The organism is Selenomonas bovis DSM 23594, assembly GCF_000381005.1.
In the GTDB taxonomy this organism is placed as follows: Bacteria; Bacillota; Negativicutes; order Selenomonadales; family Selenomonadaceae; genus Selenomonas_C; species Selenomonas_C bovis.
Genome location: NZ_KB908436.1, coordinates 1 through 4,661 on the forward strand (window position 1 = coordinate 1; position 4,661 = coordinate 4,661).

3 protein-coding genes and 1 pseudogene are annotated in these 4,661 nt (G+C 46.8%); 3 read left to right on the forward strand and 1 reads right to left on the reverse strand.

Annotated features, from left to right (window positions below; translation table 11 throughout):
- The first annotated feature begins 150 nt into the window (after positions 1-150).
- Complete coding sequence (locus tag F599_RS0112980; RefSeq protein ID WP_019543921.1) at positions 151-2,805, forward strand: DEAD/DEAH box helicase; 2,655 nt, start codon at positions 151-153, stop codon at positions 2,803-2,805.
- An 11-nt stretch (positions 2,806-2,816) separates the two neighbouring features.
- Positions 2,817-3,920 carry a hypothetical protein gene (locus tag F599_RS0112985; protein ID WP_019543922.1) on the forward strand — a complete coding sequence of 368 codons (1,104 nt, stop codon included), beginning with the start codon at positions 2,817-2,819 and terminating at the stop codon, positions 3,918-3,920.
- A gap of 198 nt (positions 3,921-4,118) precedes the next feature.
- Here the strand turns inward: F599_RS0112985 and F599_RS15690 are convergent.
- Positions 4,119-4,430, reverse strand: a pseudogene (locus tag F599_RS15690) (IS30 family transposase); the annotation flags it as partial.
- A 79-nt stretch (positions 4,431-4,509) separates the two neighbouring features.
- Here F599_RS15690 and F599_RS16305 point away from each other — a divergent pair.
- Positions 4,510-4,661, forward strand: a 152-nt coding sequence (locus F599_RS16305) for a transposase (protein WP_169337814.1), incomplete at its 3' end; no start/stop codon positions are given.

The following is a 4,661-nucleotide window of genomic DNA, read 5'->3' on the forward strand; positions in this document are numbered from 1 at the left end:
AGTATAGTACATCTATATGTAGTAGTAAATACACGGTTCCCTTCTGGTATTGACTACTACATATAGATGTACTACTAGGCTGATAAGGGAATCTGATCCACTTCTGTGCTACCTAAAGTACCCACATCTATTACACTAAGGAGATTACTCATGAAAGGAAAATATTTTAACTGGAGCCGTTTCCCCTTGCGTTTCCTCAAGGCGGTTCTGTCCAGTGAAGCTACTCCCATCTACGCTCGCCCGGACAAATTCCTTGATGACGCTGATTTCCTCTGTCCCTATATGGATGATGTATCGGAGTGGCCGAATTCTCACTTTGTGCGCAGGTACCGCCGGGAAATTGAGGATTACTTCCTGCCGGAGGAAAATCACCTCATTGACATTGCCCGCCGCCTTGAGAAGAAAAACTACGGCGGCATTACGGCAGGGGAGCCGGAGGATATTCTGATGGCACTTCGGCAGCAAAAACTTTCCAACACCATCATTGATGCCTACCGCACCGAAATATTGAAGGTTGGCATGGATGCCGACGACGGCTGGGAGCCAGACACAGACTTTACCAAGCCGCTCACCTTTGATCTGCTGGCATCTGCGGCATTGAATATCTCCCTTTATCCCTATCAGGAGGAAGCTGTATCAGCCATGAAACGGCATTTTCTCGACGAGGATAAGTCAGCCGGTATCCTGGTTATGCCCACGGGGAGCGGCAAGACCATAACCAGCGTCTATTTCCTCCTGCGGGAAATGGCCTCCCGCGGCTACGAAATCATTTGGCTTGCTCACCGCTTCATGCTAGTTGAGCAGGCAGCCGGAGTGTTCTATCGTCTATCGCCTCTGGTTAAGGAGGGGAGCAGCGAGGCCCCGGACACCTTCACCATGACCTGTGTTTCCGGCAAGCACGCCGCCTCCCAAGCCTTATCCAGGAAGGATGATTTGGTGGTGGGGACAGTGCAGAGCCTGTGCCGCAAAACCAAGTACATCACCAAACCGCTCAAGGAAAAGGTAATTATTGTAGTAGATGAGGCGCATCATACCATCGCTCCCTCCTATCGCCGCGTCATCGAAGCTATCCGCAAGAAACGTCCGGCTGCAAAACTTTTAGGTCTTACCGCAACCCCCGTGAAATATACGGATAAGGGAACGGCAGCGTTGATGGACTACTTCGACAACAGCATTATCTACTCTGTGCCCATGAGCAAGCTCATTGCCGATGGAACACTGGCGAAACCCGTGAATATCCGCCGGGAAACCAATGTGGATATCGAAACCCGCATCGACGAGGAAGAAATGAAGCGTATTCGCCGCAGGGGAGAGCTGACGGAGGCTACCATTGACCTGATTGCCAAGACCAATGAGCGCAATGATGTCATTGTGGATGAATATGTCAAGAATCAGGCCAAGTATGGCAAGACCATCATTTTTGCCCTTAATGGCTACCATTGCGGTGTGCTTAATGATGCCCTGCAAAGTCGCGGCGTAAAATGCGGCTATGTCTACACCTGGAATGATGATAAGGAAAATCAGAAAGTCATTGATCGCTTCCGGGACAATAACCATAAAGATGCCAAGGGAAAAGATGACCATATTGATGTGCTGATCAATATCAATATTCTCACCGAGGGCAGCGACATTCCGGACATTGAAACCATATTCCTCACCCGCCCTACGGGAAGCGATACACTCCTTATGCAGATGATTGGCAGGGGAATGCGCGGCGTTGGCTGCGGGGGAACGGAAACCGTCAACATTGTTGATTTCTGTGACAAATGGTCGAGCTTTACCCGCTGGCTCAATCCCAAATTCCTCACCGAGGGCGAGGGAGAATTGCCTGAGCCTGTATCTCGTCAGAGCAAGCCGCAGGAGCTTATCCCCATGGAGCTGATTATCGCCGTGATGCGGGGGATTAAATACGGCAATGTGCAGGTAACGGCACATGATGCCTCTCTTCCTATTGGCTGGTACAACGTAATTGATGAAGAGGGCAACGATGAAAAGGTTATTGTATTTGCCAGTCAGGAGGAGGGATACCTTGCCATGAAAGCAGATGCAGAAACGCTGAAACTCACGGAGGAATTTGACGGAGCAGAGCTTGCCAAAACTTATTTCAAGGGATTTGGCCTGACACCTGACCCGGATGATTTGGTGAATGTGGCCGGTTTTGTCCATGATATGGGAAGTTTCCCGGAATTACAGACATTTGCCCAGCGTGACGAAATTGACCCTGGAATGCTGGCGGCAAAGTTTAATGAGGAACTTCTTCCCATGGTCACAACGAAAGAGCGTATCAGCGAGATATATAGCAGTCACAGGACCATTATAGACAGCCTTTACGGGAATCGTGACTATTACGAGCGCCGTATCGTGGATTTCATGATGTACCCCAAGGGAATTGTTCCCATTGGGACACGCGTTGAAGAAGTTGAGCGTGAATTTTACCAGCTTGACCCGGCTCCATTTGAGGACAGCCTTGAGGATATATTGTCCGAGGTATTGAAGGAACAGGCTTCTGTACTGGGAGAAAATTATCGCAGGCCGACGATTGCCTGGACTGATAAGCCATACAAGAGCTACTTCGCGCAGTGTGACTGGGCAATCGACCACATCAAGGTCAATGATGTCTTGAATTCTCGGAGCGTTCCCAGGGAGACAATGAAGTTTCTCATTTACCACGAGTGCCTGCACCAGTTGATTCACGGACATAATAAGGAATTTCACAAATTGGAGCATCTCTATCCTGACTTTATGGAACACGAACATTTCTTGGATTATAAATTTGCCGATTTCTATAGGGAAAAAGCTATGTAGGAGGAATTGAAATGGGAGCAGTAGTATTTTGCAATATTGCCTGGATGAAAAACTATCGGGGGATTACAGACGAAGATCAGCCTTATAATGGAGGTTCTTTTGTCAAGGAAAACAACGATGCGATGGAGCAAATAAATTTTCTGCCCAAAAACGAAAAGTGTTACGGTTTCGTTATGCACAGAGGCCAGCTTCATATTGAACGCTTGGACAGGACGGCAATAAAGACCAATGTGCTGGACGATGTAACCGTGGTATGGGTAGCCACGGACGACAAAAGCAGAAAAATTGTAGGTTGGTATGAAAATGCAGAAATGTATAGGGACTGGCAGACATATGAGGACAAACAGGACTATGTAGAGTACAATTTTTGCACTAAAGCAGATAATGCCTATCTTATCCCGGCAGGCTTGCGTGATTTTTCCATTGAAAGTGCCAGTCAAGCGGGAAAAGGCCGTGGCATGGGACAGGCCAATGTATGGTATGCCGATTCAGAATTTGGCCAGCGGCTTGTGCCTAAGGTACTGAAGTATTTAGGAGAAATGAAGCAAAAATGCCGTATTGTCGGTTTTACACTGGAAGAACTCAAAAAGCCAACACAAATCCCTAATAAAACCAGTGAAGAACTTTTAGATATGGCTTACGATGCTTTTAATAGCGGGGAATACTTAAAGTCTTTGCAAATTTGCAATCAGGCACAATCAGTAGAAGAATCTCCTTATGGTAAAGTAAGAGAGTGCCGTGGCAGTAATTTGGAAATGCTGTTCTGCTATGATGCTGCTATTGAAGCGTACAAGGACGCATTGACTAAAATCACAGATGAGGAATACGATGCATGGCTTGATGTCGTAGTCAAAGGGCATCTGTCTAGGCTCTACCGATTGATAGGCAGAAACTTTTTGGCTTGGCACATGGAAGAAGAAATCTTTGTTGCCAACCAAGAGGATAAAAATAACGCAGGTATGGTGGGTTCTTTGCTTGAAATGATGTCCATTGCCGAGGAAGAAAAGGACTTTGACAGGTTAAAGAAGTTGATTGCAACCTTCGATGATATCGGAACGAAATATTGTGCTGATGATGTGGATTATTACAGAGGTGTGTTGAAGAAGAAGGGATGAGGGATAAATATGATATCACTTCTAAGTCCTTTATTCACGGAGAGATTCAAAATTTTATAACGAGTAGAAGATGTGCCCCACCTCCACAGGTGGGGCACCCGGTAGTGTCAATCCTTATGTGTAAACTTTTATAGTGCAGGCCGAAAACTCAATCCGCGGACCCGAATTGCAATAATAAGTTGAACACCCGGCGAACCTTTATGCAGTAAGTGCTGCAAGCATTTCTTCCCTAAAGCACTCCTCGGGTGTCTTATAGCCGAGTATTTTTCTTGGCAGGGTGTTGGCCCAGCACTCTACTCTGAAAATGTGTTCCACGGGGTAATCCTGGATTTTCTTCCCTTTGGGAAGAAATCGACGGAATAAACCGTTGTGATTCTCATTCGTACCTTTGTCGCTGGAGCAGTACGGATGCGCATAATAGATCCGTGTGTGACTTAGTTTCTCTAGCTCCGACAGGCTAGAAAACTCACTGCCATTGTCTGTCGTAATGCTGAGGAACACTCGGCTGAAACAGTCGCGGAATGGCCTATACCCCGTTTGATGGACACTATAAACGAATGGTAAAATAAGACCATGAGGTGATGAGATAGTGTCCACGAAACAAAAGACCTATAGCAATGAATTTAAGGAAGAAGCAGTCAAGCGTGTAATGAGTGGCATTCCTGCCAGTCAAGTAGCTCGTGAGCTGGATATAAATGTAAATTCGCTTTATACCTGGAAGCAGCGGTACATGAAGCATCC

What these genes read in the sequence shown, in the direction of transcription:
- F599_RS0112980 (WP_019543921.1), top strand. Translation starts at nt 151, where the DNA reads ATGAAAGGAAAATATTTTAACTGGAGCCGTTTCCCCTTGCGTTTCCTC.
- F599_RS0112985 (WP_019543922.1), top strand. Translation starts at nt 2,817, where the DNA reads ATGGGAGCAGTAGTATTTTGCAATATTGCCTGGATGAAAAACTATCGG.